The sequence below is a fragment of the Arthrobacter sp. R-11 genome (genome assembly GCF_049913155.1).
Taxonomy (GTDB): domain Bacteria; phylum Actinomycetota; class Actinomycetes; order Actinomycetales; family Micrococcaceae; genus Arthrobacter.
This window is the reverse complement of the sequence record NZ_CP183979.1, coordinates 417,213-443,312: the sequence shown is the minus strand read 5'-3', so window position 1 is coordinate 443,312 and position 26,100 is coordinate 417,213. Positions and strand designations below refer to the sequence as shown.

20 protein-coding genes, 4 tRNA genes and 1 pseudogene are annotated in these 26,100 nt (G+C 66.4%); 10 read left to right on the top strand and 15 right to left on the bottom strand.

Annotated features, from left to right (window positions below; all coding sequences use genetic code 11):
- Positions 1-7: 7 nt before the first annotated feature.
- Positions 8-1,273 carry an endonuclease VII domain-containing protein gene (locus tag ACN9M4_RS01980; RefSeq protein WP_426301865.1) on the top strand — a complete coding sequence of 422 codons (1,266 nt, stop codon included), beginning with the start codon at positions 8-10 and terminating at the stop codon, positions 1,271-1,273.
- A gap of 926 nt (positions 1,274-2,199) precedes the next feature.
- Here the strand turns inward: ACN9M4_RS01980 and ACN9M4_RS01975 are convergent.
- From ACN9M4_RS01975 to ACN9M4_RS01965, 3 genes are all read right to left on the bottom strand, one after another.
- Positions 2,200-2,275 (bottom strand) — tRNA-Phe (locus ACN9M4_RS01975).
- Between the two features lie 49 nt (positions 2,276-2,324).
- Positions 2,325-2,398, bottom strand: a tRNA-Asp gene (locus tag ACN9M4_RS01970).
- Between the two features lie 84 nt (positions 2,399-2,482).
- Positions 2,483-2,555 (bottom strand) — tRNA-Glu (locus ACN9M4_RS01965).
- Positions 2,556-2,773: 218 nt separating this feature from the next.
- Between ACN9M4_RS01965 and ACN9M4_RS01960 the strand changes: the two genes are divergently transcribed.
- Positions 2,774-3,691, top strand: coding sequence for a DMT family transporter (locus tag ACN9M4_RS01960; RefSeq protein WP_426301863.1), 918 nt, complete (start codon positions 2,774-2,776; stop codon positions 3,689-3,691).
- Positions 3,692-3,729: 38 nt separating this feature from the next.
- Here the strand turns inward: ACN9M4_RS01960 and ACN9M4_RS01955 are convergent, their stop codons facing one another.
- Both ACN9M4_RS01955 and ACN9M4_RS01950 read right to left on the bottom strand, forming a co-directional pair.
- Entirely contained in the window at positions 3,730-4,653 is a 924-nt protein-coding gene (locus ACN9M4_RS01955) for a carbohydrate kinase family protein (protein ID WP_426301861.1), read from the bottom strand.
- A gap of 23 nt (positions 4,654-4,676) precedes the next feature.
- Positions 4,677-5,741, bottom strand: coding sequence for a LacI family DNA-binding transcriptional regulator (locus ACN9M4_RS01950; protein ID WP_426301859.1), 1,065 nt, complete (start codon positions 5,739-5,741; stop codon positions 4,677-4,679).
- A gap of 150 nt (positions 5,742-5,891) precedes the next feature.
- On the opposite strand from ACN9M4_RS01950, the gene ACN9M4_RS01945 reads away from it, so the two are divergent.
- Both ACN9M4_RS01945 and ACN9M4_RS01940 read left to right on the top strand, forming a co-directional pair.
- Positions 5,892-6,308 carry a metallopeptidase family protein gene (locus ACN9M4_RS01945; protein WP_426301857.1) on the top strand — a complete coding sequence of 139 codons (417 nt, stop codon included), beginning with the start codon at positions 5,892-5,894 and terminating at the stop codon, positions 6,306-6,308.
- 30 nt (positions 6,309-6,338) lie between these two features.
- Positions 6,339-7,259, top strand: a complete 921-nt coding sequence (locus tag ACN9M4_RS01940; protein ID WP_426301855.1) for a cation diffusion facilitator family transporter — start codon at positions 6,339-6,341, stop codon at positions 7,257-7,259.
- Between the two features lie 73 nt (positions 7,260-7,332).
- Here the strand turns inward: ACN9M4_RS01940 and ACN9M4_RS01935 are convergent.
- Positions 7,333-7,425, bottom strand: a pseudogene (locus ACN9M4_RS01935) (IS5/IS1182 family transposase); the annotation flags it as partial.
- A 33-nt stretch (positions 7,426-7,458) separates the two neighbouring features.
- Positions 7,459-8,910: a GntR family transcriptional regulator gene (locus ACN9M4_RS01930; protein ID WP_426301853.1), complete on the bottom strand. Its 1,452-nt coding sequence runs from the start codon at positions 8,908-8,910 to the stop codon at positions 7,459-7,461.
- Between the two features lie 160 nt (positions 8,911-9,070).
- On the opposite strand from ACN9M4_RS01930, the gene ACN9M4_RS01925 reads away from it, so the two are divergent.
- Positions 9,071-9,451: a hypothetical protein gene (locus ACN9M4_RS01925; protein WP_426301851.1), complete on the top strand. Its 381-nt coding sequence runs from the start codon at positions 9,071-9,073 to the stop codon at positions 9,449-9,451.
- A 355-nt stretch (positions 9,452-9,806) separates the two neighbouring features.
- Here the strand turns inward: ACN9M4_RS01925 and ACN9M4_RS01920 are convergent, their stop codons facing one another.
- The 7 genes from ACN9M4_RS01920 to ACN9M4_RS01890 all read right to left on the bottom strand — a co-directional run bounded on the left by ACN9M4_RS01920 (position 9,807) and on the right by ACN9M4_RS01890 (position 16,493).
- Positions 9,807-10,151: a DUF6510 family protein gene (locus tag ACN9M4_RS01920; protein ID WP_426301849.1), complete on the bottom strand. Its 345-nt coding sequence runs from the start codon at positions 10,149-10,151 to the stop codon at positions 9,807-9,809.
- Complete coding sequence (locus tag ACN9M4_RS01915) at positions 10,148-10,885, bottom strand: FAD-binding oxidoreductase (RefSeq protein WP_426301848.1); 738 nt, start codon at positions 10,883-10,885, stop codon at positions 10,148-10,150. Before ACN9M4_RS01915 ends, ACN9M4_RS01920 begins: the two co-directional genes overlap by 4 nt.
- Positions 10,886-10,895: 10 nt before the next feature.
- The gene (locus ACN9M4_RS01910) at positions 10,896-11,399 is read right to left on the bottom strand and encodes a molybdopterin-dependent oxidoreductase (protein WP_426301846.1); all 504 of its coding nucleotides are present in this window, start codon (positions 11,397-11,399) and stop codon (positions 10,896-10,898) included.
- A gap of 191 nt (positions 11,400-11,590) precedes the next feature.
- Positions 11,591-11,974 (bottom strand): carboxypeptidase-like regulatory domain-containing protein, encoded by a 384-nt coding sequence (locus ACN9M4_RS01905; protein WP_426301844.1) that lies wholly within the window; start codon positions 11,972-11,974, stop codon positions 11,591-11,593.
- A gap of 189 nt (positions 11,975-12,163) precedes the next feature.
- Entirely contained in the window at positions 12,164-12,406 is a 243-nt protein-coding gene (locus ACN9M4_RS01900) for a hypothetical protein (RefSeq protein WP_426301842.1), read from the bottom strand.
- Between the two features lie 297 nt (positions 12,407-12,703).
- Entirely contained in the window at positions 12,704-15,430 is a 2,727-nt protein-coding gene (locus tag ACN9M4_RS01895; RefSeq protein WP_426301840.1) for a PEP/pyruvate-binding domain-containing protein, read from the bottom strand.
- Between the two features lie 46 nt (positions 15,431-15,476).
- Complete coding sequence (locus ACN9M4_RS01890; protein WP_426301838.1) at positions 15,477-16,493, bottom strand: universal stress protein; 1,017 nt, start codon at positions 16,491-16,493, stop codon at positions 15,477-15,479.
- A 330-nt stretch (positions 16,494-16,823) separates the two neighbouring features.
- On the opposite strand from ACN9M4_RS01890, the gene ACN9M4_RS01885 reads away from it, so the two are divergent.
- Entirely contained in the window at positions 16,824-17,474 is a 651-nt protein-coding gene (locus ACN9M4_RS01885) for an FAD-binding protein (RefSeq protein WP_426303362.1), read from the top strand.
- 23 nt (positions 17,475-17,497) lie between these two features.
- Here ACN9M4_RS01885 and ACN9M4_RS01880 read toward each other — a convergent pair whose 3' ends face one another.
- Positions 17,498-18,130, bottom strand: a complete 633-nt coding sequence (locus ACN9M4_RS01880) for a copper resistance CopC family protein (RefSeq protein WP_426301836.1) — start codon at positions 18,128-18,130, stop codon at positions 17,498-17,500.
- 132 nt (positions 18,131-18,262) lie between these two features.
- Here ACN9M4_RS01880 and ACN9M4_RS01875 point away from each other — a divergent pair, with 132 nt between their 5' ends.
- The 4 genes from ACN9M4_RS01875 to ACN9M4_RS01860 all read left to right on the top strand — a co-directional run bounded on the left by ACN9M4_RS01875 (position 18,263) and on the right by ACN9M4_RS01860 (position 25,989).
- Positions 18,263-19,705, top strand: coding sequence for an NCS2 family permease (locus ACN9M4_RS01875; protein WP_426301834.1), 1,443 nt, complete (start codon positions 18,263-18,265; stop codon positions 19,703-19,705).
- A gap of 75 nt (positions 19,706-19,780) precedes the next feature.
- Entirely contained in the window at positions 19,781-20,746 is a 966-nt protein-coding gene (gene hutG / locus ACN9M4_RS01870; RefSeq protein ID WP_426301832.1) for a formimidoylglutamase, read from the top strand.
- Positions 20,747-20,864: 118 nt separating this feature from the next.
- Positions 20,865-20,935 (top strand) — tRNA-Cys (locus tag ACN9M4_RS01865).
- 125 nt (positions 20,936-21,060) lie between these two features.
- Entirely contained in the window at positions 21,061-25,989 is a 4,929-nt protein-coding gene (locus tag ACN9M4_RS01860) for an NAD-glutamate dehydrogenase (RefSeq protein WP_426301830.1), read from the top strand.
- Positions 25,990-26,100: the final 111 nt, after the last annotated feature.

Genomic DNA, 26,100 nt, shown 5'->3' with positions numbered 1-26,100 from the left:
AGACAACATGACGGTGGCGGAGATCAGGAGCGAAGCCGCATCGGCCGGCTTCACCGATTCAGGCGAAGTCTTCGTACAGGAAGAGCCTGAAAGGCCGGCGTCGACCGGACCACGCGCCTGTATCGGGCCCGGACGGAACGGCCAGCAGTTCTGCGGCAAGCCCACCGACACGAAAACTTCGGAGCTGTGCGCCTCTCACGCTCTTCAAAAGAAGAAGAACAAGCCTCTTCAGCCGCTCCGGACGAGAACAGAAAAATCAACGTGCATCGGACCAGCGCAGGATGGCGGCCCCTGCGGCCGCCGGGTGTACAGCCGCCCGGTCGGGCAGGACGAGGGCGTCTGCAAGACCCATTACGACCAGTTGCAGCGCCGCGGCTCCATGAGCCCCATCGAGCTCCGTCTCCCGCCGTTGACGGAAATCTGCTGGGGCCCGGGCCGTGACGGCGACGAATTGTGCGGCCGCCTCGCCGAAGCCCGGGACACGCTCCTGTGCGCACCACACGACAGGCAATTCCAGAAGAACAACGGGATCCTCAAGCCAATCAGGAAGGTCAACACTCCCGACGGCCCGTGCATTGGCCCCGGCTCCGACAATGGACTGTGCGGCCTGCCCATCAAGAACAAGACCCTCGGCCTGTGCGGCGGGCACTACGGCCAGCACCGTGGGGAGAAGGAGCTGACGCCGCTCAAAGCAATGCGCAAGCGCGGGGAAGTCACCCGGTGCAGATTCCCTGGCTGCAGGTACAACGATGCCCCCGGCGGGGAGGGCTTGTGCCATCAGCACTGGAGGCAGGGGCGCAACGGCCTGCCGCTCACCCCTTTTGAGTCGAAGCCCCACCGCGGCACGGCAGTGCTGGACCGGGACCCGGACGGAAACAAACTCTGCACTAAGTGCCAAGAATGGAAGCCGGAATCTGACTTCACAAAGTCTTCCAGCTCGCGGGACAGGCTGAATTACATTTGCCGGCGATGCCAAGCATCCCAAAGGATGAAAGCCAAATACGGCCTCGACCTCGATCAGTACGAGGCCCTGCTCGAAGCCCAGAACGGCTGCTGCGAAATCTGTTACCGAAAGGCAGGCCACACCCGCTTGGCCATAGACCACGACCACGAGTGCTGCCCTGGTGAAGCGTCATGCGGCAAATGCATCCGCAGCCTACTCTGCACAAACTGCAACCAAGGACTAGGACTCTTCAACGACGACAGCGAAAGCCTCAGCCGCGCCTCGGCCTACGTCGCGAAATATGCTGCAAAACGTGCTTCCGCCGCATGAGCGGCGGCGGCATTTCGACACTACGCTTGTCAGCAATTCGGCCACCGTGCTGACTTGACGTCTTCAGTGAGTGGACATTGCTGTGGGAAACGTTGCCCAAGCCGTTGTCCTTAGTTTCCACTCGGGCCGACGCAGGGGCGGGTGGTAACCCCACCCGACCTAAACTCCAGCACCCACGCCCTTGCCGTTGCGCTCCGGGACCGCAATATCAACAGGATGTCCACGGACTACACATCTCGACGCCGACCCAGTTCAAGTCGGGGCCCGTGCCAGCCGTGTTGGATCGCTTTGACGACCGGTCCACGAGGGGGTGGGAGTGACCCCAGCCCGGTCGAAGATCCGCCCGACAGGCAAGTTCCTGGACCCGTTATCTTTCGGTGGTCTTACGAACGATGCGCCGGGACAGCACCAGCGGTGCACCGGTCAGGATCACGCGGCGGCCCCATGGCCGAGGGCAGGAGGTAACCCCCGCTCGACCTCAACTCCTCCCGGCGGTGATGTGGTAAACGTTGTCCACGCCGTTGTTCTCCGTCTCCACTCGAGCGGAACGCAGGGGGTGGGGGGTGACCCCCGCGCGACCTAAACTCCGCCCGGCGGTGATAGCGGCCAGCGTCGCGTACGGGTTCGAAAGCTCCACATTATGGAAATTTTATTCCGTGATTGATTGTGATTCGGGTCCTATTGGCAGCCGGTCCGGCCAAGCTCACCGTGGAGCCCGGTACATGACGGGCGCCATGAGTCTCCGACGGTTGGGCAGCCGTCATGATTTGCGACACCGACCACGTGAATCTCTACCAAGGGAATACCAGAGGCCCGACTCAGATTTCGGCTGATTCCGACTGATTTGGACTGAATCCTCGTCCCAGCCGGGCAAAGAAAAAACCCCGCATTTTCCATATAAACACTGGAAACTACGGGGTTCTCGCTGGTGGCTCCGACCGGCGTCGATCCGGTGACCTTTCGATTTTCAGTCGAACGCTCTACCAACTGAGCTACAGAGCCTTAGGTGTTTTATCACCGTGATAGCCGGAATCTCTTCCGGCCACCAGAGCGACCCTGACGGGACTTGAACCCGCGACCTCCGCCGTGACAGGGCGGCGCGCTAACCAACTGCGCTACAGGGCCTTGCTTGTTTGCAGTATCTCTACCGCATTTTTCAAGGCTTCCAGCCTACCAGACTTTTCAGACTGCTTTGACCAGTTCCTTGCGTACCCCCAACGGGATTCGAACCCGTGCCGCCGCCGTGAAAGGGCGGTGTCCTAGGCCGCTAGACGATGGGGGCCTGGAACAATCCGGATTTGCGGCAGAAAGGATCCCTAGGAATCTTTCCTGATGTTCGCTCGTCCGAACTGGACTCTAAAACTTTAGAGCATGGGAGCTGATATTCCCAAATCGAGGTCAGCAGGCCCGCTTGGAGCCCCCGCAAGCTTGGCAGTTTCTTGCTGCAGGACGTCCGAAAATCGCGAGCCAAATGTCGGTCCGCGGGGATAGTTTGGCTGCATGGCCACAAGCATCCCCACCACTCCCCAAAACACGGCGCCCACCGGCAGCCAGGGCATCAGCAAAGCCGGCGTCGCCGCCGTCGTCATTACCGTCATTCTCTGGGCTTCGGCCTTCGTCGGCATCCGGGCCGTAGGGCCAAGCTTCTCCCCCGGCCCCCTCACGCTCGGCCGCCTCGTGGTGGCCGCCGTCGCGCTCGGCGCGGTGGTGCTGCCCACCATCAGGGCCTGGCCGAAGGGCCGTGAATGGTGGCCGGTCCTGGCCTACGGGGTGATGTGGTTCGCTGGTTACAACGTGGCGCTCAACGCGGCCGAACACATGCTGGACGCGGGGACGAGCGCCATGCTGATCAACGTTTCCCCGATCCTGATCGCGGTGCTGGCCGGATTCATCCTGAAGGAAGGTTTCCCGCGCTGGCTGATCATCGGCAGCGCAGTGGCATTCGGCGGGGTGGCGATGATCGCCCTGGGTTCCGGGCAGCGCTCGACGGCGGATGTCGCCGGAGTGCTGTTGTGCCTGCTTGCCGCGGTGCTCGCCTCGGTCAGCGTGATTGTCCAGAAGCCTGTGCTGCGGAAGTTCACCGCGGCACAGGCCACCTGGTTCGGGATCATGGTCGGCGCACTTTGCTGCCTGCCCTGGGCGGGCCAGCTTGTGGGCGAAGTCCAGGCAGCCCCACTCCCGGCCACACTGGGGCTTGTCTACCTGGGCGTCTTCCCCACGGCCATCGCCTTCACTACGTGGGCATACGCCCTGTCGCTCATCGAGGCGGGCAAACTTGCCGCCACCACTTATCTGGTCCCCGGCACCACCATCCTGATTTCCTGGGCGCTGCTCAACGAGGTCCCGAGCATTTGGGGACTCATCGGCGGCGTCGTGTGCCTGGTGGGCGTCGGGCTGACGCGGCGCCGCTCCCGCTAGGAAACGGCACCGCCTGGAACGGCACCGCCTGGGACTGGCTAGCGCGCCATGCCAGCGAGCAGTTCGCGGTGCGTGGGCGGATTCGCGCCGGGCCGGCTGACGGTGATGGAGGCGGCCATCGAGGCCGTCTGGCCGATCCGCTCCAGAACCGTCGGGGCAAGACCTTCGCTGCCGCGCAGCAGCAGCCCCATGATGAGGGCGGACATGTAGGAGTCTCCGGCGCCGATGGTGTCCGCCACCACCGAAGGAACTGCAGGCACGGTCAGCTGGGTGGCCCGGGTTGCCATGAGCGAGCCCTTGCCGCCCTGGGTGACCACGGCTAGGTCGGCGCCCAGGCCAAGGATGCGCTCGGCGGCTTCCTCGAGCGACTTCCCCGGGTACAGCCAGCCTGCGTCGTCTTCGCTGAGCTTCACGACGTCGGACAACGGAACGAGGCCTTCGAAGATCCCGAGCGCTTCGGCGTGGCTGCCGAGGAGGTCCGTGCGGATATTGGGGTCGAAGGTGACCATGCAGCCGCCCTGGGCCTGTTCCAGCAGGTTCCGCACCACGGCGGCCCCGGGCTCCAGGAACGCCGCGATCGAACCGGTGTGCAGGATCTTCGGCGCGTACGGGAGGGTAGCCGGAGGCAGCGCCCATTCGATGTCGAAGGTGTATTCGGCAGAACCGTCGGCCGCGATCTCGGCGGTCGCCGTCGCCGTCTTCGCCAGCGACTGGGACCCGGGCAGCAGCACGACCCCCGCACTCGCGAGGTGCGCCGCGATGGCCTCGCCGCGGGAATCGCGCCCGACGGCGGTGAGGAGGCCGGCGCTTACGTCGAGCCGGCCCAGGCCGTAGGCGACGTTCGCCGGGGAACCGCCCGGGTACTCGGTCTGGCCCTGGGGCGAATTGACGATGTCGATGAGGGCTTCGCCGACCACGACGACGTCGAGCGGCTCCGGCGAAACGGATTCGGTGGGATTCATGGTTTCCTTCGTTTTTTGTCGGGTTACCGGGCGCGCCGTTTGTTGGGTGGCGCGACCGACTGGCGTTCGATCAGGGGGCATGTCAAAAGTTCGGTGCGGCCGAAGCCGGAACCGGCGGAGCGTGAACCGGCAAGGACCAGCTCGACGGCGCGCCGGCCCATCTCGACGAAGGGCAGTTCGAGCGTGGTCAGGCCGGGGCGCAGGTTCGGAGCCAGTGTCTCCTGGTTGTCGAAACCGACCACAGAGACGTCCTCCGGGACGCTGAGCCCGAGCGAGTCCAAGGCCTGGTAGGCGCCCCAGGCGGTGCGGTCGTTGGCGCAGAAGATGGCGGTGGGCGGATCTTCCAGGGCCATGAGCTCCAGCGTGTTCGCGTAGCCCCCGCGGACCTCGCCCTCACCGTTGCGGAGCAGCTGCGGGTCCTCCGCTATGCCCGCCTCGGCGAGCGCGCGCAGGTGGCCGGCGCGGCGGCCCGCCGCGGCCGGCAGCCCGAGCTCGTCGGGAATCCCGATGTTGACCATCGCGATCCGCCGGTGCCCGGCGTCGAGCAGGCGCCTGGTGGCTGTGAAACCGCCCAGCTCCTCATCGGGGGCGATGCTGGGGAGCCTGCCGCGGCGGTCCCTCGAATTGAGGACGACGGCGGGCACCTCGCCAAGGGCTTCGGGCACCTCAAGCACGCGGTGATACATCCCGGCATAGACGACGCCGGCGACCTTGTAGGAAAGCATGGTCTCCAGGGAGGACTCTTCCAGGGCCTTGTCCCCGCCGGTGTTCACCGTCAGCAGGAGCAGCCCGGCCTCCCAGGCGCGAGCCTGCGCCCCTTCGATGATCTTGCCGGCGAAAGGTGCGGTGGCCACGAAGTCCCCCACGAAGCCGATCATTCCGGCAACGCCCCCGCGCAGCACCTTGGCGTGGGCGTTCGTGCGGTAGCCGAGTTCCTTGGCCGCTTCCTGCACTCGGTGCCGGGTCTCTTCGGAAAACCTGGTTCCGGAAGCGTCATTGAGCACCAGGGAAACAGTCGCCTGGGAGACCCCGGCAGCGGCCGCGACGTCATGCATCGTGGGGCCTGTCCTGTTGCCGACGCGGCTCATGGGGGGCTACCTGTCTGCGGAGTCCGCGGGGCTGGGAGGTGAGGTTCCGGGCTTTGGGCAATACGTAGGTTATACGCATAACTCAAGCCCGGAAAACTGTATCCCCCGTCACTCTGCAGCGTCAACGGCCGCAGCGGTTAGAGTCAAAGAATGTCCTCCCAGCTGCCTCCCGGTTTGCCTATCCGCCCCGACGGCGCACCCTTCGACATGTCCGAGGAAGACTTCGAGGCGGCGGTGAGCGATGCCTTGCTCCTGATCCCGCGCAGAATCGCCAGGGCCATGGACAACGTGGCGGTCTTCATCGAAGACGACTACGTCCCGGGGCCGGGGGAAGACCCGGACACCGTGCTGCTCGGCCTCTACGAAGGCGTGCCGCTGACGGAACGGGATTCCTGGTGGGAGGCAGGCTCGCTGCCGGACCGCATCACGATCTTCCGGCAGCCCATTCTGGACATCTGCTCCACCCGGCAGGAAGTAATCGACGAGGTGGCGGTCACCGTGGTCCACGAGATCGCCCACCACTTCGGCATCGACGACGAGCGCCTGCACGAACTCGGCTGGGACTAGCGAAGGCCGGCGGGGACTAGCCTTGTAACCATGGGGCACGACCACAACCACTCGCACGGCATCACGGCAACGGGGAAGCACCGGAAGCGGCTCATCGCCGTCCTTGGCATCACCCTGGCGGTGGTGCTGATCCAGGTGGCGGGCGCCGTCGTCTCCGGTTCGCTGGCACTGTTCGCCGACGCCGGCCACATGCTCTCGGACGCGGCGGGGGTCTTCATCGCACTGCTGGCGGCCTGGGTCGCCACCCGCCCGCCCAGCGAGCAGCGCACCTATGGCTACCAGCGCGCGGAGGTGCTGGCGGCCCTGGCAAACGCGCTGATCCTGATCGTCATTTCCGTTGTGATCCTGATCGAGGCCATCCGCCGCTTCGGCGACTCCCCCGAGGTTCATACGGACACCATGCTCTACGCGGCCGTCCTTGGCGCCGTGGCCAACCTGGTCTCGCTCCTGATCCTGCGCGGTTCCCAGAAGGAGAGCCTCAACCTGCGCGGCGCCTACCTTGAGGTGCTGGGCGACCTGCTGGGATCCTTCGCAGTCATCGCCGCTGCCGTGATCATCATGGTCACCGGCTTCCAAGCCGCGGACCCCATTGCATCCATCCTGATCTCCCTGATGATCCTGCCCCGGGCCTGGCACCTGCTCCGGGACGTCGTGGACGTTCTCCTCGAGGCCAGCCCCAAGGGTGTGGAGGTCAGAATGATCCGCGAGCACATCCTCTCCGTGAGGGGCGTGGTGGGCGTGCACGACATCCACATCTGGACCATCACGTCCGGCGTTCCGGTCTTCTCGGCCCATGTGGTGGTGGAGGACAGCATCTTCAACGCCACCAGCACGGACCGGCTCCTGGACCAGCTCACCTCGTGCTTGGGCTCGCATTTCGACACGGACCACTGCACCTTCCAGCTGGAGCCTGCCAGCCACTCGGAGCACGAGACCCATCAGCACGCCTGAGAGGTGTCTCCCAATCCTGCCGGCCAGATGCTGATGGCGCGCAGAACGGCGCCGCCCCGGCAGGTCGTGCGGGTGGCCACCCCGCGCCATCGTTTAGGCACAGTCCGCCGCGGGAGCGGCCGATGGCGTGATCGGCCGGTTCAGCAAACAGATTCATGTAATTCGACGGGCCCTGTGGTGCGGGGAAGGTGCGTGTAGTTCAAGGAGCCGAAACAGCCGCATTCTCGCCAGCGCTTACACCAAGGCACAGGCTCCAGGGAACCGAGGGGAGAGCGATTCTCCGTTCAGCCTGATGGTGGGGGGAGAGGATTCCACCGACAAGGCTGGCGGTGTTGGTGGCGATAACGACGCCGTTTTGGTCTACGATGCACGTATTTGGAGGCAAGAGCCGAAGGAGTGGTTCGAATTCGGCCTGGAGACGGCTGACGAGGACGTCCACGGCCGCGACGCCTGCCATCTTGCCCACCCGGGTTACACGTTTGGTGAAGGTGATGACGTGCTGGTTGGTTCCGAGGGCGTCGATGTAGGCGTAGCTGGCGTGGACCGTGTCATCAGCGTCAGACGCTGGCCACCATGGTGCCGTCGAGTAGTCATAGAACTCCGGATCCATTTCGAATCGCTGCGGCGACTCCGGGCCAGACGGAAAGTAGCACCAGATGGAGCCCGGTTCGCCGAAGTAGGCTTTTTCGGCTATGAACCCAGTGCCGTACAGCGCCGGCATGGCTTTCAGATTCTCGCGCGCTACGTCGTAGACGTTCTCCAGCTCATCCAGCCTGCCTCTCTTTGCGTGGTCGAGGCCCTCTTGGGCGGCTTCTTCGACGGTCGTAATCGAAGCAGCCACGGCCCCTTCGAAACTCAATGCGAACGATTCCACGGCGGAAATGGCATTATCGATGCCTTCATCGGCAAGCAGCGAGCCTGGCGGCGGAGAGTCCATGGACAACCGCAGGTCGATGAGGCGGTTCATGTCCCCGCGAACATGCTCCTCGGCGAGGGTCCGGGCGCCAGCGGCGTCCCCGGCTCGTATTGCGTCCACGATCATCGCGTGCTCTTTGGCCGCCACGCGTCGGCGGTCAGAAGCCCCGGTCCATACCAACGCCCCGACTTCGGCTTGCATAGCCATCTCCTGACGGGTGAACAGGACGGATCCTGACGTGGCAGCAAGCTCCACGTGGAACTGACTATCCGCCCGCATCATTTCAGCGGGCGTCTTCGCCGTCGCGATCATCGCCGCCATCGAAGCGAGTCGTCCGATAGGGACCTGCTGCGATCGGCCGGCCGCCACGGCCGCGGCTGAACCGGCCAGGACAGCACGGTATTCGCGGATGTCGCGTAGATCCTCAAGGGAGTATGCGGCAAGAGTGTCCCGCTGGGCCTTGGCGATGTCTCCAGTGTTCGCCCGCACGAAGCTTCCGCCGCCCCTGCCGCGTCGCGTTTCCACAAGTCCCAGGTGACGAAGCTCGGCGAGGGCGGTTCGCAGGGTCATCGTGGAGACTCGCATCCTTGCCGCGAGTTCGCTTTCACTGGGGAGCTGGGCGCCGTCTTCGAGTACGCCCAGCTCGATCGAATGACGGAGCCGAAGTGCGATCTCCTCACCACGCTCGGCTGTCTCCAACGGCGCGAACGCGAGCCGCTCTCTCCAACTGGACATGGCCACCCCCTTGAAACGATGCAGTAGGCGTTTTAAAACTTTGACATCTAATCTTGTATGTCTATTGACATCTAAAATTAGAGTTCTAAGGTTAAGTGTATCAGAAGGCGGGATCGGGGGCCCGTACCACCACCTCGATCAGCAGCAAGGAGTCACGGTCATGTTGGACAGCACGGATGTCGTCCACATATGGCGTCAAGCAGGCAACACCACGCCGGTGGACCGCCTCAACCTCTATGCGCAGGCGCTTACGGCGGCCTGCCCGGTCGGCGCCTACCGGACACTGAACGATGCGCAAGAAGACACGGCGCTCCTCGCCTTGTTCCGGGTTGACCATCCCTATGCGACCCTTCCTTCCTTCCATCAAGTGCCTCCCCTGGCACTGTCGGGCTACCACCAGTTGCTCTACGACCTGGCTCGCGAAGGATTCGGCCCAAGCGATGGGTTCGACACCCGAGAGCCGAGGTTTGGGTACGCATCCGACGCGGACCCACGCCAGCGTGTGCACGCCCTGGCTTTCAGCGGTGGCGAACTACCATGAAACGCCGCAGCTCCGGGCCCTTCACCACCCAGCTCGCCCTCGGGGGCATACGCTTCCAGACAGTCCTCCCCCAGTGGCCGGCACCAGCACAGGTTCGGGCGAACACCCCGGAAGCATGGGATTCGCTCATGCGGGACCTCGACGCCGGCTTCCCCGCAGCGCGACACAATAGAAGGTAAGTCGAGGATTACCGGTCCCAAACACGCTTAGGGCGTGTCTCCTAGATTCTGAGCCGGCGGCCCGGCAGTGGGCCCGCATTCAGCCGCTGCGCTGCGACAAGATCGCAGCCACCTACCGGGGCGGCACCGTCCTGCGCGCCATCAGCATTCGGGCTGACAGCATTAGGAGCAACGCCCTAGCCCTCGCGGTCGATCTGCAGGTAGCTGAGTCCGCTCACATCAAGCCAATACCGGGTGGGAGTCTCCACCAGGCGCAGCAGGACGCCTTCGCAGGAACGGCAGCGCACAACGATTCCCGGCGCGTCGGAGTAGACCGATGCCTGGGCGACCACGCTGACAGCGCCGCAGTGCCGGCACCGTCCGATCGCCGCGATGATGTCGAAGCGGAACAGTTCCCACAGCGCACCCGCCACCGCATTTCCGTCGAGATGGGATATCGGATTGCCCGCAGTCCCCGCAATGTCCTGGTCCTCAAAGCGCGGGTCTTCAGAGCCCGGAGCCGCGCCGCTGTTGCCACTCACCGCGTTCCTCCCGTCCCGCCGAAGCGTTCGGTCTTGATCGTGGCGGCGGGATAACCTGCCTGCACGAGCCATTCTGCGACTGTTTCGACAAATACCGTCTGGCCGCAGACGAAGATGTCCGGAGCGGGGTCGGCCGGCAGGATGTTGGCCAGCAGCGTTTCTGCTGTGAGCCGCGCCGGTAGGCTCGGCCAAGCCTCGGGCACCTTGCGTGTGTAGACGTAGTCCACGGTGAATTTGGCGGATTCCCGGTCCAGCGTCCGTAGCTCGTCCTGATAGAAGCCAGTCTCAGGTGATTTGAGCGAGTACAGCAACCGGAACTGCGAGGGATTCCCGGATTCCTCGTGCGCACGGACCATCGACATGAGCGGCACAACACCCGATCCTCCGGCGATGAGTTGGACGGGGTTCGGGTTCGACGGCCGCCAGACGAACCAGCCTCCCACCGGGCCCCGGATCTCCAGCTGGTCGCCTACCGCGAGGTCCCTGACGAGGTAGGGCGAGACCTCGCCGTTGGCCAGTTCGTCGACCGTTATTTCGAGGACTTCGTCCATGCGCGCGGAAGCGACGGAATAGGACCGCACTGCCGTGTATCCGTCGTCCGCGGTGAGCCGGATGTCGATGTGCTGGCCGGCGAGGTAGCCGTCCAGGCCGGCCACCCGCAAGCCGATGGTCCTCGACGTTTCGGTTTCGGGAACGCCGCTGACGACGTCGGCGACGCGCCACATGGTGCTCATCGGGCCTTCCTCACGAGTAGCGCTCTTCCCGCCAGGGGTCACCGTGCAGGTGGTAGCCGTTGGATTCCCAAAAGCCCGGAACATCGTCCTGCGTCAGCTCGATCCCGTTGATCCATTTGGCGCTCTTCCAGAAATAGAGATGCGGCACAAGCAGCCGCGCGGGTCCGCCGTGGGCCCGCTCCAGTGGCTCGCCGTCGAATTCCCAGGCCACCCATGCACGGCCATCCAGAAGGTCGTCCAGCGGAACGTTGGTGGTGTATCCACCATAGGAGTGGGCGGTTGCGAACTCGCAGCTTGTCTGCACGTCCTCGAACAAAGCATCAAGGGACACTCCCCGCCACGAAGTGCCCAATCGGGACCAACTGGTCACGCAATGGATGTCCGTGCGGATCTCCACCTGTGGGAGCGCCATGAAGGAATCCCAGGACCATGTGTGGCGCCGTCCCGTCTCCGTCGTGATGAAGAATTCCCAGTCGTCGAGGGGGATGTTGGGCGCGGGTCCGGCGGTGAGCACCGGAAAGCCTTCTGTCTCGTATTGCCCGGGTGGTATTGCCGGATTGCCCCTCTGCCGTTTTCCGTGAAAACCGGACGAAATGATTCCCATCATGTACCTCCGCTACGGAGCTCCGGCCGACTGTGATCGGTTCCATCACGATAGGGCAACCGCCCGGCGGGGTCCAGACATTCACCCCCGCGGCGAAGGGCTCAGCGGATTCCGCTGTCAACAACGAGGGTGATGTGAACAGGCTGCTCCGAGATGACCACCTGCTCGGAGGCAGTGGAGGCGTAGCCGCCGACGTTTGTTGCCCTGATGACGTAACTGCCGTCAGGCAGCGTGAAGCTGAAGGCGCCCACGGTGTCAGTGACCGTTGAGCGACGGACGGTGTCTCCATCCAGGGCGACCACGGAGGCTCCTGATACCGGGCGCGGCGCACACTCCATGCCTGGACGTTCCACGGGACAAACCGGGGCCGTCAGGACGTAGCCGGTAACCAGGCCGGAGTGGCCGGCCGGCTGCCCGGAGTCGCTGGTGCACCCGCCCAGCAACAGGGCCCCCGCGGCCAGCAAGATCAGCTCGATCCGCGCCACATCGCCACCAACCTGAACCCGAATACGTCCGCGAGGAACAGCCGTCAGGCTGCACAACACCTTGGATACAACACCGAGTATCCACCCTCCGGAAGCCGGAAAACAGGCCGTCCAGACGTGCCCCGCCGGCCGGGCCGATGGTGCCTGTTTCGACCTTGAACCCCGGTATGGCCAAGCGGATACTTTGACTTACCAGGACTCTGGCAGGAACTCCCGTTCGGTCTCCCAGACGTTCCAGGAACGGAGGAGGAGAACAATGAACCGGAGATGGTATGTCCGCTCTGCGGCGGCGATGGCCGCTGTTGCGGTCTGCACGCTCGGGCTGAGCGGACCTACGGCGGCCGCAGAGCCGTCGGGGAATGCGAGTTGCCTGGGCATCGAGGCTTCGGCGGTGTCGCCACCGGGCTCGACCGAGGAGTTTCCGGGCGGCATGCCCGAACTGGTGCGCTTTGTGAAGGATCAGGCGGGTAAGCTCGGTCCGGTCGCCAGCCAGGTAGCGAGGATACACGCGGGATCGCACGAGGCCTGCGATGAGGCCACTGGAGGCTAGAGCTAACCTTCCTGGCCACTTGTGACCCCTGAATCAACGGCAATGATCGGGCCCTCAGCCTTCGGGGGTCACCGGGCCCTCAGCCTTCGGGGGTCACCGGGCCCTCAGCCTTCGGGGGTCACCGGGCCCTCAGCCTTCGGGGGTCACCGGGCCCTCAGCCTTCGGGGGTCACCGGGCCCTCAGCCTTCGGGGGTCACCGTTCCTGCTGCGCCGTCCACGGTGATCGTCTGACCGCTGCGGATCCGGTTCGTCGCGTCCGGAACCCCGACGACGGCGGGAATCCCGTACTCGCGCGCCACGACCGCCCCGTGCGAATTGGCTCCGCCCATTTCCATGACCAGGCCTCCGGCGGTCAAGAAGAGCGGTGTCCAGCCGGGGTCCGTGGACGGCGCGACGAGGATTTCCCCGGGCTCCAGCCGGGCGCCCACCGGGTCCAGGATCACCCGGGCCACGGCGGTCACCGTCCCGGCCGAGGCCGGGCTCCCGGCCAAGGCCCCGTCAGCTGACGCGCCGACACCACCGCGGGCTGCCACGGCTTCCGGTTCGGTGCCGTCGGACAACAGGACCCGGGGTACGTGGCGGCGACGGAGTTCGAGCTCGTAGGCCTCGCGCCGCTCCGCGACAAGCCCGCGCAGATCGGCGCCGTCAAGGGCACTGTGCGCCTCCGTGAAATCCAGGAAGAACACGTCCTCGGCCGCAGCGATCCTGCCCTGCGCCGCGAGTTCCCCGCCCACCAGCGCCAGCTGCGCCCGGGCCGCGGCTAGGCCCTCCACGAGCCGGTATTTAGGGAGTTCCCGCATGCCGGCGAACGTCCTGGTGCGGGCCAGCGCCCCCTTCACGATCCTGGCGTGGAGCGGGCTCTTTGCTCGGGCGCGGGCAACAAGGGCGGCAGCTTCCGCCTCGGCTTCCCGGGAGGCTTTCGCGAATTGCCTGTCCGGCGCGAGTTCCGGGTCTTCAAGCCGGAGATAGTTGGCCAGGACGCCGATGATGTGGGTGGGGTCGTCGGCCCAGCGGGGCATCCCGAGGTCGATTTCGGCGACGGCCCGGTGCCCGTACTCTGCCAGGAACGAGGCCAGGCCCGACTGCGCGACGGCGGGCAGTCCGCCGTCGTTGTACCGTTCCGCGAGGTCCCGCGCCGCCAAGGACCCGAACGCCTCCGCGGATGCGGGGTCTGCCTTGACGGCCTCCGCCAGGTGCCAAAGGGCGAGGTCCATCTCGGTGGTCACGTTGTTCGGCAGGCCCCGGATGACCAGCTGCAGTTCGTCCCAGGGCGCCTCCTTGCCCAGGATCCGGCGGACCAGTCCCAACATCGCGAAACCGGCGATCGCGGGCGGCAGGGTGTTGGGCAGGATGGCGAAGAGTTCACGGCCCAGGATGCGCTCAGCGTGCTCCAGCCGTTCCCGGGGGCTTGCATCCGCCGGGACGTCAATGCGGGCCTGAAGTGTGTCACCAAAGCGCCGGGCCCGCTCCAGCGCGGCGTCCGGGCGGAACAGCGCGCGCAACAGCGTCTCCGGGACCCGGTATTTGGCAAGCACCGGGGCCACATGGCGGATCAGCCGGAACGGGGTCCTGCTGGTGACCGCGAAGCGCGGATCCTCGAACAGTCCACGCATCACCGCCGCCGACCGCGCCTCCATGACATCGAAGACCCGGGGCACGATTTTCCGGCCGGTGCTGCTGCGGAGCACGGCGCTGAGGTCGAAATAGATTCGCTGCCCGGCTTCGTAGAACGGCGAAGGACCCTTCCTCGGATCCGGCACGTCGAAGTGTGCGGCTTTCGCGACCGATGCGCCGATGAGCCGGATTGCGGCCAGCCCCATCGGGGTGAGCGGCCGGGTGAGTCCCTGGGCGAGGCTGAAACACAGGTAGGCATGCGCCCGCGGCGACGACGGCGGCCTGGTGACCTGCGGGTAAAGCGTGGTGATGGGTCGGGCCTGGGTCAGCCACAGCTTGCCGTCGCCGTCGATGGCCCACTCGGTATCCTGCGGGGCGCCGTAATGATCCTCCACCCGGCGGCCGAGGGCCGCGAGCGCGCGGATCCGGGCGTCGTCAAGGCAGGCTTCGCCTTGGCCGTCTGCGCCAACCGCTCCACCGGGGTTCTCCACTCGTTCCGTCCCGCCACCGGGGAGCGGGCGGATCACCAGCGTCCGGTCCCCCGGCCGCCGTTCGGTGATGCTTCCGGTCACCGAGTCCACCACGAAGTGGTCCGGGTTCACAGCACCGGAAACAACGGCATCGCCCAGCCCCGGGCTGGCGTCGATGACGGCTTCGTGCCGGCGCCCGGTCACCGGGTTGGCGGTGAACAGCACGCCGGCCGTGGCGGCGTCCACCATAACCTGGACGACGACGGCGAGGCTCACCGCGGCGTGGTCGATCCCGTTGCTGGCGCGGTAGCTGACGGCGCGGTCGGTCCAGAGCGAAGCCCAGCATTTCCGGACCGCTTCCAGCACGGCATCCGTGCCGACGACGTTGAGGTAGGTGTCCTGCTGGCCGGCAAAGCTGGCGAACGGCAAGTCCTCGGCCGTGGCGGAAGAGCGGACCGCCACCGCGGCGTCGGGCCCCAGGCTCAGGTACGCCTCCCGTACGGCGGTCTCGACGGCGGCCGGCATTCCGGCGTCGAGCACTGCGGTACGGGCGCGGGCGGCCAGGTCCGCCAGTCTTTCGAGATCATCCGCCGGCGCTGCTGCCAGCTCGGACAGAACGGGGCCGATCGCGCTGTCCGGCGCCTCGGCCCGCAGGGCCTCGCGGTACGCCTCGGTTGTCAGGCAGAAGCCGGGCGGAACAGGCAGGCCCGCTCCGGTCATTTCGCCGAGATTGGCCGCCTTGCCGCCCACTTCGGCGAGCATGCCAGCCCGGATTCCGTCCAGGCCGATGATGAACCCGGAAGACGTTTTCGCTTCAGCCATGATGCCCGCCTAGGGACTGTGTGGGAAGGTCCGTGAACCGGAAGGCCTACGCGGCCCCGAGCATCGGTCCGAAGTCCGCACGATCGGCCAGGCGCGGATCCTCGCGGTCCGGAACCACCATGACGGGGCCCTTGGCGTGATGCAGGACGCCGTCCGAGGTGGAGCCCAGGAGCATTCCGGTGAAGCCGCCGCGGCCGCGGGTGCCCAGCACCACCAGTTCCACGTTGCGGCTTGCCTCCACCATGACGTCCACAGGGGAACCGTCCAGCAACTGCGTTTCAATGGTCAAACGCGGGAAATGGCTCCGGATCCAGGCCAGCCCGGCGTCCAGCTGGACGCGGATGTCCTTGAACAGGGCCTCCCGGTCCAAGGGGGCCGGGACCCAGGCGAGGGATCCGCTGTATTCGGGAACGGCGCAGATCACGCGGAGTTTGGCGCCCATCCGTTCGGCGGCCTCTGCGGCGTCGAGCACTGCCACGCGGGCCTGCTCGGACCCATCGACGCCCACTGCCACGACGTTTTCGATGGCACGCGGCCCCGACTTGGCCCTCTCGGCCTTGACGTGTTTGTCCTCAGTGGGCTCGCCGAGCCGGTCCCCGCAGTAGAGCGGCACGGTAACCGTGGGGCACTTGGAGTGGGCCGGCAGGGCGCTGCTCACGGAACCCAGGAGACGGCCCACGAAACCGCCGCGGCCGCGGGTGCCGAAGACCAAGAGCTCGGCGGACGCGGAGAGCTCAAGCAGCACGCCGGAGGCATCGCCGTTTTCCACCGAGCCGTCCACGTCGATCGGATAGACGGAGACCTTCGAAAGGGCCTGGCGCACGATTTCCTCGGCGCCTTCCCGGATCACGGAGTCATCCACGGTGGCGTAGCCACCGTCCAGGCCGGACGCGGCGAAGATCGGCACCGAGTAGGCGGTCACAACGTGCAGCGGAAGGTTCCTGCGTTCGGCCTCCCGCGCCGCCCACACCAGGGCGCACTGGCCGTGCTCGCTACCGTCCACACCCACCACAATGCCGCCCGGGGCAATGGTGGGTTCCTGCTCGCTCTCGTGCTGGTCCATGGGGCCCGCCTCCTCGCACAACTGGCTTCATTGTTGCCGTAATTCTGCCAGAGGCCGCTGCCCTGGCTTGCCTTCCCTGGCAGGCCGCGGGTCGGGGCCTCCAATGCTCACTATTCTCGGTTCCCGGGAACGAATCAAGCAGCCTCCCAGCGCCCCCGAACCGGCTACCCCCGGGCCGGAAAATTCTGTAGTGTTCGATGCACGACAAGCGGAAATGTGTCCTACGGCACACTCCGTGATGTTGTGCGCGGCCGCTTGGGGAAACCGGACGCCACCCCCCTGACTGCCTACGGGCGGGCACTATTCAAGGAGGAACCAAGCGTGCAGTTCATGCTTGCCCCGAATGCGGAGCGCACCACCACCGTGGTGATCGGCGCCGGGATGCCGGGCCTTGCCGTCGCGAGCGAGCTCAGTCGCCGCGGCGTGAATGCCATTGTGGTCAGCGGCCTCAACGGCCAGGCCTTCCGCTTCGCCGGGACTTCGACCACCGGAGCTTCCACTTATACGGGCAAGCCGAGCCGCTGCGAAAGGCCGGATGCGGCGTCCTTACAGGAACGCAACGAGATCCTGCGCCACCTGCGCAATTATGCAGCCAGCCACCACCTGGACGTCCGGACCACGACCCCTGCCGTCCGCCTCGACCGGCTGGCGCACCAGCGCCCCGTCGAAGAGAAGGTGTGGGCGATCCATACCGAACAGGGCGTCCTGCTTGCGGACAACATCGTGCTGACGCGCTGCGGGCAAAGCCAGTTGCGCCGCATGCTCGCGGAACTGGGCATCGCGATCGGCCAGAACTTCACGGCTGCGCTGCGTGCCATGGGCATGTACTTGGTGGGAGTCGGCGAGCTCGTCAGCCCGACCCCGAAGGAAGTGCTGCGCCAAGCCAAGGTGGTGGGGCAGGCAATTTCGGCGAAGGTACACCCGGACAACGTCCACGCCGCGCTGACCGGCAGCTTCCCCGTGGTTTCCGCGCTGGCCTAACGCCGCGTTTGGCCAGCGATGGCCTACTCTCCGCCGGGCTCCTCATCGTTGCCGGCGGCCAGCTTGCGGCGGGCAGTTACGCCCAGGAACACAAGCAGGGCGAGGGCGACAACGGCGAACCCGACGATGCTCCACGGGAACGGCTGGGAAGCGTCCGGCGCCTTTTCGGGCGTCGCGGAAGCGCCGGGTGCGGCCGTCCCCGCGGAAGGAACCGTCCCTGCCGAAGCAGCCGGCGACGGCGACGCGGACGCAGTGCCGCCGCCCGGCGTCGTGCTTCCTGCCTGGGCGGTGAAGGTGAAGTTTCCTTCGATGGGGTGCGAATCCGAACTGACCACCCGCCACACCACCGTGTACTTGCCCGCCGGTGCGCCGGGGCTTAGCTTCTGTGAGACCACCGCGTCCACGATCTCGACGGGCCCGTCGGCCCAGTTCTGTCCGGAAGCATCGTTGACGGCGATGGACGCGCCAAGCGCCAAGGGCCGGTTGTTGAAGGTGACCGAGACCGTGTCCGGGACGGCCGCAACGGTGGAACCGCCGGTCGGCGAGGTGGACTCCGCGACGTCGTGGGCGGAAGCCGGGGCAGCCCCGAAAATCACCGTGGCCGTGAACAGAAGGGCAGCAACGGCAGTGGCCACGAGCTGGCGGGCGGGACGCATGGTCAGATAACTCCCTTGTATTGGCTTCCTTGCGGTGTTGGCTTCCTTACACCCTAGGCGAATTTCCCGGGGCTCTCTGCTGGCCGGGCTTAGGATTTGAGAGCACACCCCCAACACGTCCCGGAGATATCCATGCTCAAACAGGGTTCAGCCATCGACCGCTATTTCAAGATTTCGGAGCGCGGTTCCAACTATTCGCGGGAAATCCGCGGCGGCTTCGCCACGTTCTTTGCCATGAGCTACATCGTGGTCCTGAACCCCCTGATCCTCTCCGGGGCCGACTCCAATGGCAACAGCCTGGGCTTCACCGCCGTGGCTGCCACCACCGCATTCGTGGCCGGCATTCTGACCATCCTCATGGGCGCCTGGGCGAAGCACCCCTTCGCCATCGCGACCGGCCTGGGCGTTAACGCCTTCGTGGCCGTGACCGTGGCCTCGCACCCGCGGCTGACATGGCCGGACATGATGGGTCTGGTGGTGCTCTCCGGCCTGACCATGTTGATCCTGGTCCTCACCGGCTTCCGCACCGCCGTGTTCAAGGCCGTCCCGGCCGCGCTGAAGACGGCGATCGTGGTGGGCATCGGCCTCTTCATCGCCCTGATCGGGCTGGTGAACGCCGGCTTCGTGCGCCGCATTCCGGACGCCGCCGGCACCACTGTGCCGCTGGGCCTGGGCGTGGACGGCAAGCTGCTGGGCTGGCCCACGCTGGTGTTCGCCGTCGGCCTCATCCTGACGATCGCCCTGGTGGTCCGGAAGGTCCGCGGCGCCATCCTGATCGGCATCGTGGCCTCCACCGCGCTGGCCGCCATCCTCGAATTCACCCTGCACATTGGCCCCAGCTTCGACGGCAAGAACGTCAACCCGCGCGGCTGGTCCCTCGTGGCGCCGAAGTTCACGGAGTGGGGCGCCCCGGACCTGTCCCTGATCGGCAAGGCGAACCCCTTCGGCGCCTTTGAGCACCTGGGCGTCATCGCCGCGGCGCTGCTGGCATTCGTGATCCTGCTGAGCATCTTCTTCGACGCCATGGGCACCATGGTGGGCCTGGCCAACGAGGCCGGCACCGTGGACAAGAACGGCGACATCCCCAACGTGGACCGCGTGCTCCAGGTCGACGCGCTCGGCGCGATCGTGGGCGGCGGCTCCTCCGTGTCCTCCAACCAGATCTTCGTGGAATCCGGCGCCGGCATCGGCGAAGGCGCCCGCACCGGCCTGGCCTCGATCGTCACCGGCCTGCTGTTCCTGGTGGCCATGTTCTTCACCCCGCTCATCAACCTGGTGCCGTTCGAGGCCGTGGCCCCGGCCCTCGTGGTGGTGGGCTTCATGATGGTGTCCCAGGTGGGCAAGATCGACTGGCAGGACTGGGGCGTGGGCATCCCCGCCTTCCTCACCATCGCCCTGATGCCCTTCACCTACTCGATCGCCAACGGCCTGGGCGCCGGATTCATCTCCTATGTGCTGATCCGCAGCTTCCAGGGCCGCGCCCGCGAGGTGCACCCGCTGATGTGGGCAGTCGCCGCGGCGTTCCTGCTGTTCTTCGGCATCGGCCAAGTGGAGGAAATCCTGGGCATCAAGTAGGCCTCTTCCGGGATTCCGGACACCGCACCGCAGGCGGCGCTGTTTTTCGGGCGCGGCCTGCGGTGTGCTTTAACCATGGAAACGAGCACTCTCCCCGTCGACGTCCGCCCCGCCCCCTGGACTGGACGTTTCGATGGCGACGGTGCGGAGCACCGCCGCTGGTGGCAGGCCATCTCGCCCTACTCCGGCGGCGACGCAGCCGCCCGCACCCGGCCCGCCGTCGTCGTGGGCTTCTGCAGCGACGAAGGCGTGCGCCGCAACCAGGGGCGAGTGGGTGCCGCGGCCGCTCCGGCCGCGATCCGCGCCGCACTCGGGCCGCTCGCCTACCACCTCGACCGCAGCGTCTTCGACGCCGGTGACGTTGTGGTGGAAGACGAGGCCCTGGAGGACGGCCAGCAGCGCGCAGGGACCGTTGTGTCCGCACTTCTCGACGCCGGCAACCTCACCGTGCTGCTTGGTGGCGGGCACGAGACCGCATTCGCCAGCTACCTGGGCGTGGCCGGCTCCTCCGCGGTAAGCGGAACAGAAACAGACTCGGGCAAGCGCCTGGGCGTGCTGAACCTGGACGCGCATTTCGACCTCCGCGACGAAGCCGTGCCGAGCTCGGGCACGCCGTTCCTGCAGATGGCGCGCGCGGAAGCGGCCGCGGGCCGCGAACTGCAGTACGCCGTCGTCGGAATCTCGGAGGCGAACAACACCCGCACCCTGTTCGACACGGCGGACCGGCTAGGCGTGAAATACCTGCTGGACGAGGACTGCTCGGCGGGTGCCGCAGAGGAGTTCGTGGCGTCCTTCCTGGCGGGCATCGACGTGCTGTACCTGACGATCGACCTGGACGTGCTGCCCGCCGCCACCGCGCCCGGCGTCAGCGCGCCCGCCGCCTACGGCGTGCCGCTGCCGGTGATCAGCGCAGTGTGCCGCCAGGTGGCGGCCAGCGGCAAGCTCCTCCACCTGGACGTCGCGGAGCTGAACCCGGAGTTCGACGTCGACTCCCGCACTGCAAAGGTGGCCGCGCGGCTGGTGAACACGCTGCTCGACTGACATCTCACGGCGCAAGCGAAGGCAACATCGGGACACCTCGGGTAACCCCGCGTCGTGCGGGGAAAGGCGGCGCAAACAATGTTGGAGCAGTGCCGCCAGCCTGCCTAGTCTCGATGCACGTGGTGTACCCAAGAGGCCAGGGAGCTGCCTGCAAAGCAGCGCACGCGGGTTCGAATCCCGCCACCACGTCTTACATTCGGAAGCCTTTACCACCGGCCCCGCGCCAGCCATCATGAGATGAGGCGCAGGGACTTCGCCGACCGCCCCAGCACGGCCGCTCCCTGATCAGCCTGGTGCAGCGGAGGCGCAGCGACATGTCACCCAGGATCGAGCCAGCGGACGGATTCCTGACCGACTACTACGAGCACGTGGCCGACGACGATGTCCGCAACTACACCCCCGAGACCCTGCTGGAACGCGCCCGCTACCACCGTTCCCTGGCCGAACGGCGGGAGCCCGGACAGACCCTCATCGGTGTCCTGAACGAGACCGACGCCAGCCTGGTGGCCATCGTCACCGACGACTTGCCCTACCTGCTCCCCTCCGCCACTGCCGAGATCGCGCGCGACACCGCCGTCATCCGGCTGCTCGTCCATCCCACTTTCACCGTGGTCCGCGATCCGGCCACCCACCGCCTGATCAGGATCCACCGGGGACCGCACCGCCTGGGGCTGCCGGCCGGCGTCGAACCTTCGGCTGCCGGTGCACCGGCCGCGCCGGACGCCGGACCGGATACGGACGACGGCGACACAGACGCCGGCGGCGCCCTCACCGAGGCATGGCTGGCCATCGAAATCCCCCGGCTCGCGGACGAAGTGAGCGCCGACCGCCTCACGGAGAGGCTGCAGACCGTCATCAACGACGTCCGCGCCGCCGCGGAAGACACCGCGGCCATCCGCAAGGAGCTGGCAGACGAAATCCGGCGGCTGGAAGGCGTGCCAGATAGCCAGGAGGCCCGGAAGCTGCTGCTCTGGCTGAACGACGGGAACTTCATCTTCCTGGGCTACCGCGGGCGGCGCGGGCTGGGACTGCTCCGGAAGGCCGCGCCCGCCGATTCCGCGCCGGCCGATTCCGCGGCGCCCGGTTCCGGAGGCCCCGATTCCGGAGGCCCCGATTCCGGAGGCCCCGATTCCGGAGGCAAAGCCCCCGTCCTCACCCTCACGAAGTCCACGCTGCGCTCCACGGTCCTCCGCCGCGCCTACCTCGACGAAATCAGCCTGGGCGGCGAGCGCGTCGGCGGACGCACCTTCGTCGGGCTCTTCTCACCGAGTTCGACGGCGCGTTCCGCCCTCGAGATCCCCGTCATCAAGGACAAGGTAGAGAAGGTGCTGCAGGGCTTCGGCTTCCCGCCTGCCTCGCATTCGGGCAAGGAACTGCTGTCCGTCATCGAGGCCTATCCACGCGACGAGCTCTTCCATATCGATGCCGAGCAGCTGGCGGCGCACGCGCGGGACATCCTGCGCCTCCAGGAACGCCACAGCACCCGGCTGTTCCTGCGCCCGGATTCGCATGGCCGCTTCATGACGGCCCTTGTCTTCCTGCCCCGTCGCCGCTATAGCACCGCCGTGCGGCTGAACATCGAACGCGAACTGCGTGAGGCTTTGGGGTCCGACGCCATCGAATTCGAACTCCGGCTGGGCGAATCCGCCATGGCGCGGGTCTTCTTCCGGATCCTGCTGCCGCACGCCGCCGACCGGCCCGGGGGTGCGCCTGCGGTGATCGATTCCGCGGCGCTTGAGCAGCGCGTCATCGCCGCCACGCGCTCCTGGGCGCAAGGCCTGGACGAGGCATTGCAGGTGCGTTTCCCCGCAGACGAAGCCGCACGGCTCTCACGCCTCTGGGCCGCAGCGTTCCCTGCGAGCTACAAGGCCGATTACGAGGTCGAGGACGCGGTGGAGGACATCGCGAAGTTCGAGAGCTTCACCCCCGGAAACGACGACACGACGGACCCCCTGCTGACCGTTTACCGGCGCCCGGGGACGGCGGTCCTGTCCGAGGATGCCCGGATCCGGCTCTACATGACCCGTCCGCAGAGCCTCACCCAGATCCTGCCGTTCTTCCACAACCTCGGCCTGAAAGTGCTGGACCAGCGGCCGTTCACCGTGCTGCGCGCCGACGGCCGGCAGTTCTTCCTGTACGACCTCGGGCTCAAGTACCCCCGCGGGGTGGACCCGCTGGCCACCGGCGAACTGCTGGCGGGGTCGTTCTGCGCCGCGATGCGCGGTGACTCGGAATCGGACGCCTTCGACCAACTGGTCCTCCGGGAGGGCCTCGGCTGGCGGCGGACCGCCATCCTGCGCGCCTACGCCAAGTACCTCCGGCAGCTCGGCAGCACCAACTCCTACGGCTTCATCGCGGACACGCTCCGCGAAAACTCCAAGGCAACCCATGCGCTGCTTGACCTGTTCGAGGCGAAATTCGATCCGGACCGCTTCACTCCGGACCTCTTCGAGCCAGAGGTCCTCGACCCCGGCCCGGCCGACGGGGAGGGGCTGGACGGGGATGTGTTCGAAGGGGTCCGCAGTGAATACAGCCACCGGACCCAGGCCGTCCACGCTGCCCGCACGAAGCTGAACAAAGCCATCGACGCCGTCCCGGGCCTGGACGCGGACCGCCTGCTGCGCTCCCTGGCGAGCCTGGTGGAAGCCACCCTGCGCACCAACTTCTACCTGGGCAAGCCGTACATGAGCTTCAAGCTCAACCCCTCGGGCATCCCCGCTGCACCGGCGCCCCGGCCGAAGTTCGAAATCTGGGTCTACTCGCCACGGGTTGAAGGCGTCCACCTGAGGTTCGGCCCGATCGCCCGCGGCGGACTGCGCTGGTCAGACCGGCGCGAAGACTTCCGCACCGAGGTCCTGGGCCTTGTGAAGGCGCAGACCGTGAAGAACGCGGTGATCGTTCCCACCGGGGCCAAGGGCGGCTTCTTCCCCAAGGTCCTGCCGGATCCGGCGGAGGACCGGGCGGCATGGCTGGCGGAAGGCCAGGAAAGCTACAGGACGTTTGTCCGCGGCCTGCTGGACCTCACGGACAACCTGGTGCCGGATCCCGACGGCGGCGGTGAGGGCCGCGTGGTGCCGCCGCCCCGCGTGGTGCGGCACGACGGCGACGATTACTACCTCGTGGTGGCCGCGGACAAGGGGACGGCCTCGTTCTCGGACCTCGCCAACGCCCTGGCCGCGGAGTACGGATTCTGGCTCGGCGACGCCTTCGCATCGGGCGGTTCGGTGGGCTACGACCACAAGCAGATGGGCATCACCGCCCGCGGCGCGTGGGAGTCGGTGCGGCACCATTTCAAGGAACTGATGATCGATTCCGGGGCCGAGGACTTCACGGTGGTGGGTATCGGTGACATGAGCGGCGATGTCTTCGGCAACGGCATGCTCCTCTCCGAGCACATCAAGCTTGTGGCGGCCTTCGACCACCGGCACATCTTCCTGGACCCTGCGCCCGACCCGGCGGTTTCCTACACCGAACGCAAGCGGCTCTTCAAACTCCCCCGCTCGTCCTGGGCCGACTACAGGCCCCGAAAGCTCAGCCCCGGCGGAGGCGTCTTCTCACGCGCCGAGAAGTCGATCCCCATCAGCGAGGAGGTCCGGCTCGCCTTGGGACTGGAAGAAGGCACGACGGCGATGACTCCGCCTGATCTTTTGCGGGCTGTCCTCATGGCCCCGGTTGACCTCCTGTACAACGGCGGGATCGGCACCTACATCAAGGCGTCCACAGAGTCCCACACCGAGGTCGGGGATAAGTCCAACGACCCCATCCGGATCGACGCCGCCCAACTGCGCTGCCACATCATCGCCGAAGGCGGCAACCTCGGAATCACGCAGCGGGGCCGGGTGGAGGCCGCACTGGCCGGCATCCTCGTGAACTCCGATGCGATCGACAATTCGGCCGGCGTCGACTGCTCGGACCATGAGGTGAACATCAAGGTCTTCCTGGACCGGATGATCGCCGCGGGCAGGATGTCCGCAGCGGAAAGGACTGGCTTCCTTCATTCGCTGCAGGACGAGGTGGGACGCCTCGTGCTGAAGACCAACAAGGACCAGAACACGCTTCTCCTTAATGACAAGCAGCTGGCCCTTGAATGGAGCCCCAGCTTCGAGCGGACCATGGACTGGTTGGAGGCAGTCACGGACCTGGACAGGGAACTCGAATGCCTCCCCGGCAACGAGGAACTCAGGGCACGCGTCCAGACGGGCAAGGGACTGACCACGCCGGAACTCGCCGTGCTCGCGGCGTACGCCAAGATCGAACTCGCCCGAGAACTCACCGAGGGTGGTCTCTCCGACGATCCGTGGTTCTCGCATACCCTCCAGGTCTACTTCCCGCGGCAGGTCACCGAACGGTTCGGCGAGCACCTTTCGACGCACCCGTTGAGCCGCCAGATCGTTGCCACCGTTGTGGCGAACGACATGATCAACATGGGCGGCATCGCCTTCGCTTTCCGGGCCATGGAGGAGACCACGGTGTCGGCGACGGCGGTGGCCCGCGGCTTCGTGGTCATGCGGCAAATCTGGGACTTCGACGCAATCACAGGGGCCATTGCCCAACTGCCGGCCAGGTTGGCGAGCGAGCACGGCGCCGCCGTCGCCCTCGACATGCGGCGCCTGCTGGACCGCTCCGTCCGCTGGTACGTGACCCACGACTTCCGTGACAAGCCCGTTGCCGACGCACTGGCCCGTTTGGAGGGGCCGATGTCCGCGATGCGGGCCAACTTCACGAGCTTCCTGCACGGCATCAACCTGGCCCATTCGCTGAAACGCATGGCGCACACGGACTCCGTTGGGCTGCCGCACGAGTTGGGCGTCAGGGCCTCGGAAATCCTGGTCAGCTACGGCTTGCTGGACATCTCCGCGATCGCCGAGGAACTGCAGGAACCGCCGCAGGCAGTGGCCGAGGTCTACTTCGCAGTGTTCGAACGCATCTCGGCCATACCGCTGCTGGAGCACATCACGATGCTTCCGCGGGCCACCCATTGGGAATCCTTGGCCCGGGCCGCGCTGCGGGACGACATGTATCTGGTGCTGGCCGACATGACCAAGGCGGTGGTCCGGCATACCGCCCGTTCCTCGGCCGCGGCCGCGGATCCGGTGGAACGGATCACCGACTGGGAACGCGGAAACATCGAGCAACTTTCCCGGATCCAGGAGACCATTCAAGAGGCCATCAAGCCGGGCCCTGTGGACATCGCCGCGCTTTCGGTAGCCGTGAAACTGCTCCGTGCAATGGTTCGCCGCTGAGACCGTCGCCACAGGCTGACAGTCATCTTACGAATATTCGCCGCCACCCTCTATGATTGATGGGTCGCCTTCGCATGCGGCAAGTAATAGGAGGCCCCCAGTGACTGTTGT

Excerpts from the sequence above, each read along its gene's own strand:
- ACN9M4_RS01895 (WP_426301840.1), bottom strand. The coding sequence starts at position 15,430 with ATGGCTGAAGCGAAAACGTCTTCCGGGTTCATCATCGGCCTGGACGGA.
- ACN9M4_RS01860 (WP_426301830.1), top strand. The coding sequence starts at position 21,061 with ATGTCACCCAGGATCGAGCCAGCGGACGGATTCCTGACCGACTACTAC.
- hutG (WP_426301832.1), top strand. The coding sequence starts at position 19,781 with ATGGAAACGAGCACTCTCCCCGTCGACGTCCGCCCCGCCCCCTGGACT.
- ACN9M4_RS01890 (WP_426301838.1), bottom strand. The coding sequence starts at position 16,493 with ATGGACCAGCACGAGAGCGAGCAGGAACCCACCATTGCCCCGGGCGGC.
- ACN9M4_RS01950 (WP_426301859.1), bottom strand. The coding sequence starts at position 5,741 with ATGAGCCGCGTCGGCAACAGGACAGGCCCCACGATGCATGACGTCGCG.
- ACN9M4_RS01955 (WP_426301861.1), bottom strand. The coding sequence starts at position 4,653 with ATGAATCCCACCGAATCCGTTTCGCCGGAGCCGCTCGACGTCGTCGTG.
- ACN9M4_RS01940 (WP_426301855.1), top strand. The coding sequence starts at position 6,339 with ATGGGGCACGACCACAACCACTCGCACGGCATCACGGCAACGGGGAAG.
- ACN9M4_RS01880 (WP_426301836.1), bottom strand. The coding sequence starts at position 18,130 with ATGCGTCCCGCCCGCCAGCTCGTGGCCACTGCCGTTGCTGCCCTTCTG.
- ACN9M4_RS01885 (WP_426303362.1), top strand. The coding sequence starts at position 16,824 with ATGCTTGCCCCGAATGCGGAGCGCACCACCACCGTGGTGATCGGCGCC.
- ACN9M4_RS01875 (WP_426301834.1), top strand. The coding sequence starts at position 18,263 with ATGCTCAAACAGGGTTCAGCCATCGACCGCTATTTCAAGATTTCGGAG.
- ACN9M4_RS01960 (WP_426301863.1), top strand. The coding sequence starts at position 2,774 with ATGGCCACAAGCATCCCCACCACTCCCCAAAACACGGCGCCCACCGGC.
- ACN9M4_RS01930 (WP_426301853.1), bottom strand. The coding sequence starts at position 8,910 with ATGTCCAGTTGGAGAGAGCGGCTCGCGTTCGCGCCGTTGGAGACAGCC.
- ACN9M4_RS01900 (WP_426301842.1), bottom strand. The coding sequence starts at position 12,406 with ATGCCGCCCGGAAACTCCTCGGTCGAGCCCGGTGGCGACACCGCCGAA.
- ACN9M4_RS01915 (WP_426301848.1), bottom strand. The coding sequence starts at position 10,885 with ATGAGCACCATGTGGCGCGTCGCCGACGTCGTCAGCGGCGTTCCCGAA.
- ACN9M4_RS01945 (WP_426301857.1), top strand. The coding sequence starts at position 5,892 with ATGTCCTCCCAGCTGCCTCCCGGTTTGCCTATCCGCCCCGACGGCGCA.
- ACN9M4_RS01925 (WP_426301851.1), top strand. The coding sequence starts at position 9,071 with ATGTTGGACAGCACGGATGTCGTCCACATATGGCGTCAAGCAGGCAAC.
- ACN9M4_RS01980 (WP_426301865.1), top strand. The coding sequence starts at position 8 with ATGACGGTGGCGGAGATCAGGAGCGAAGCCGCATCGGCCGGCTTCACC.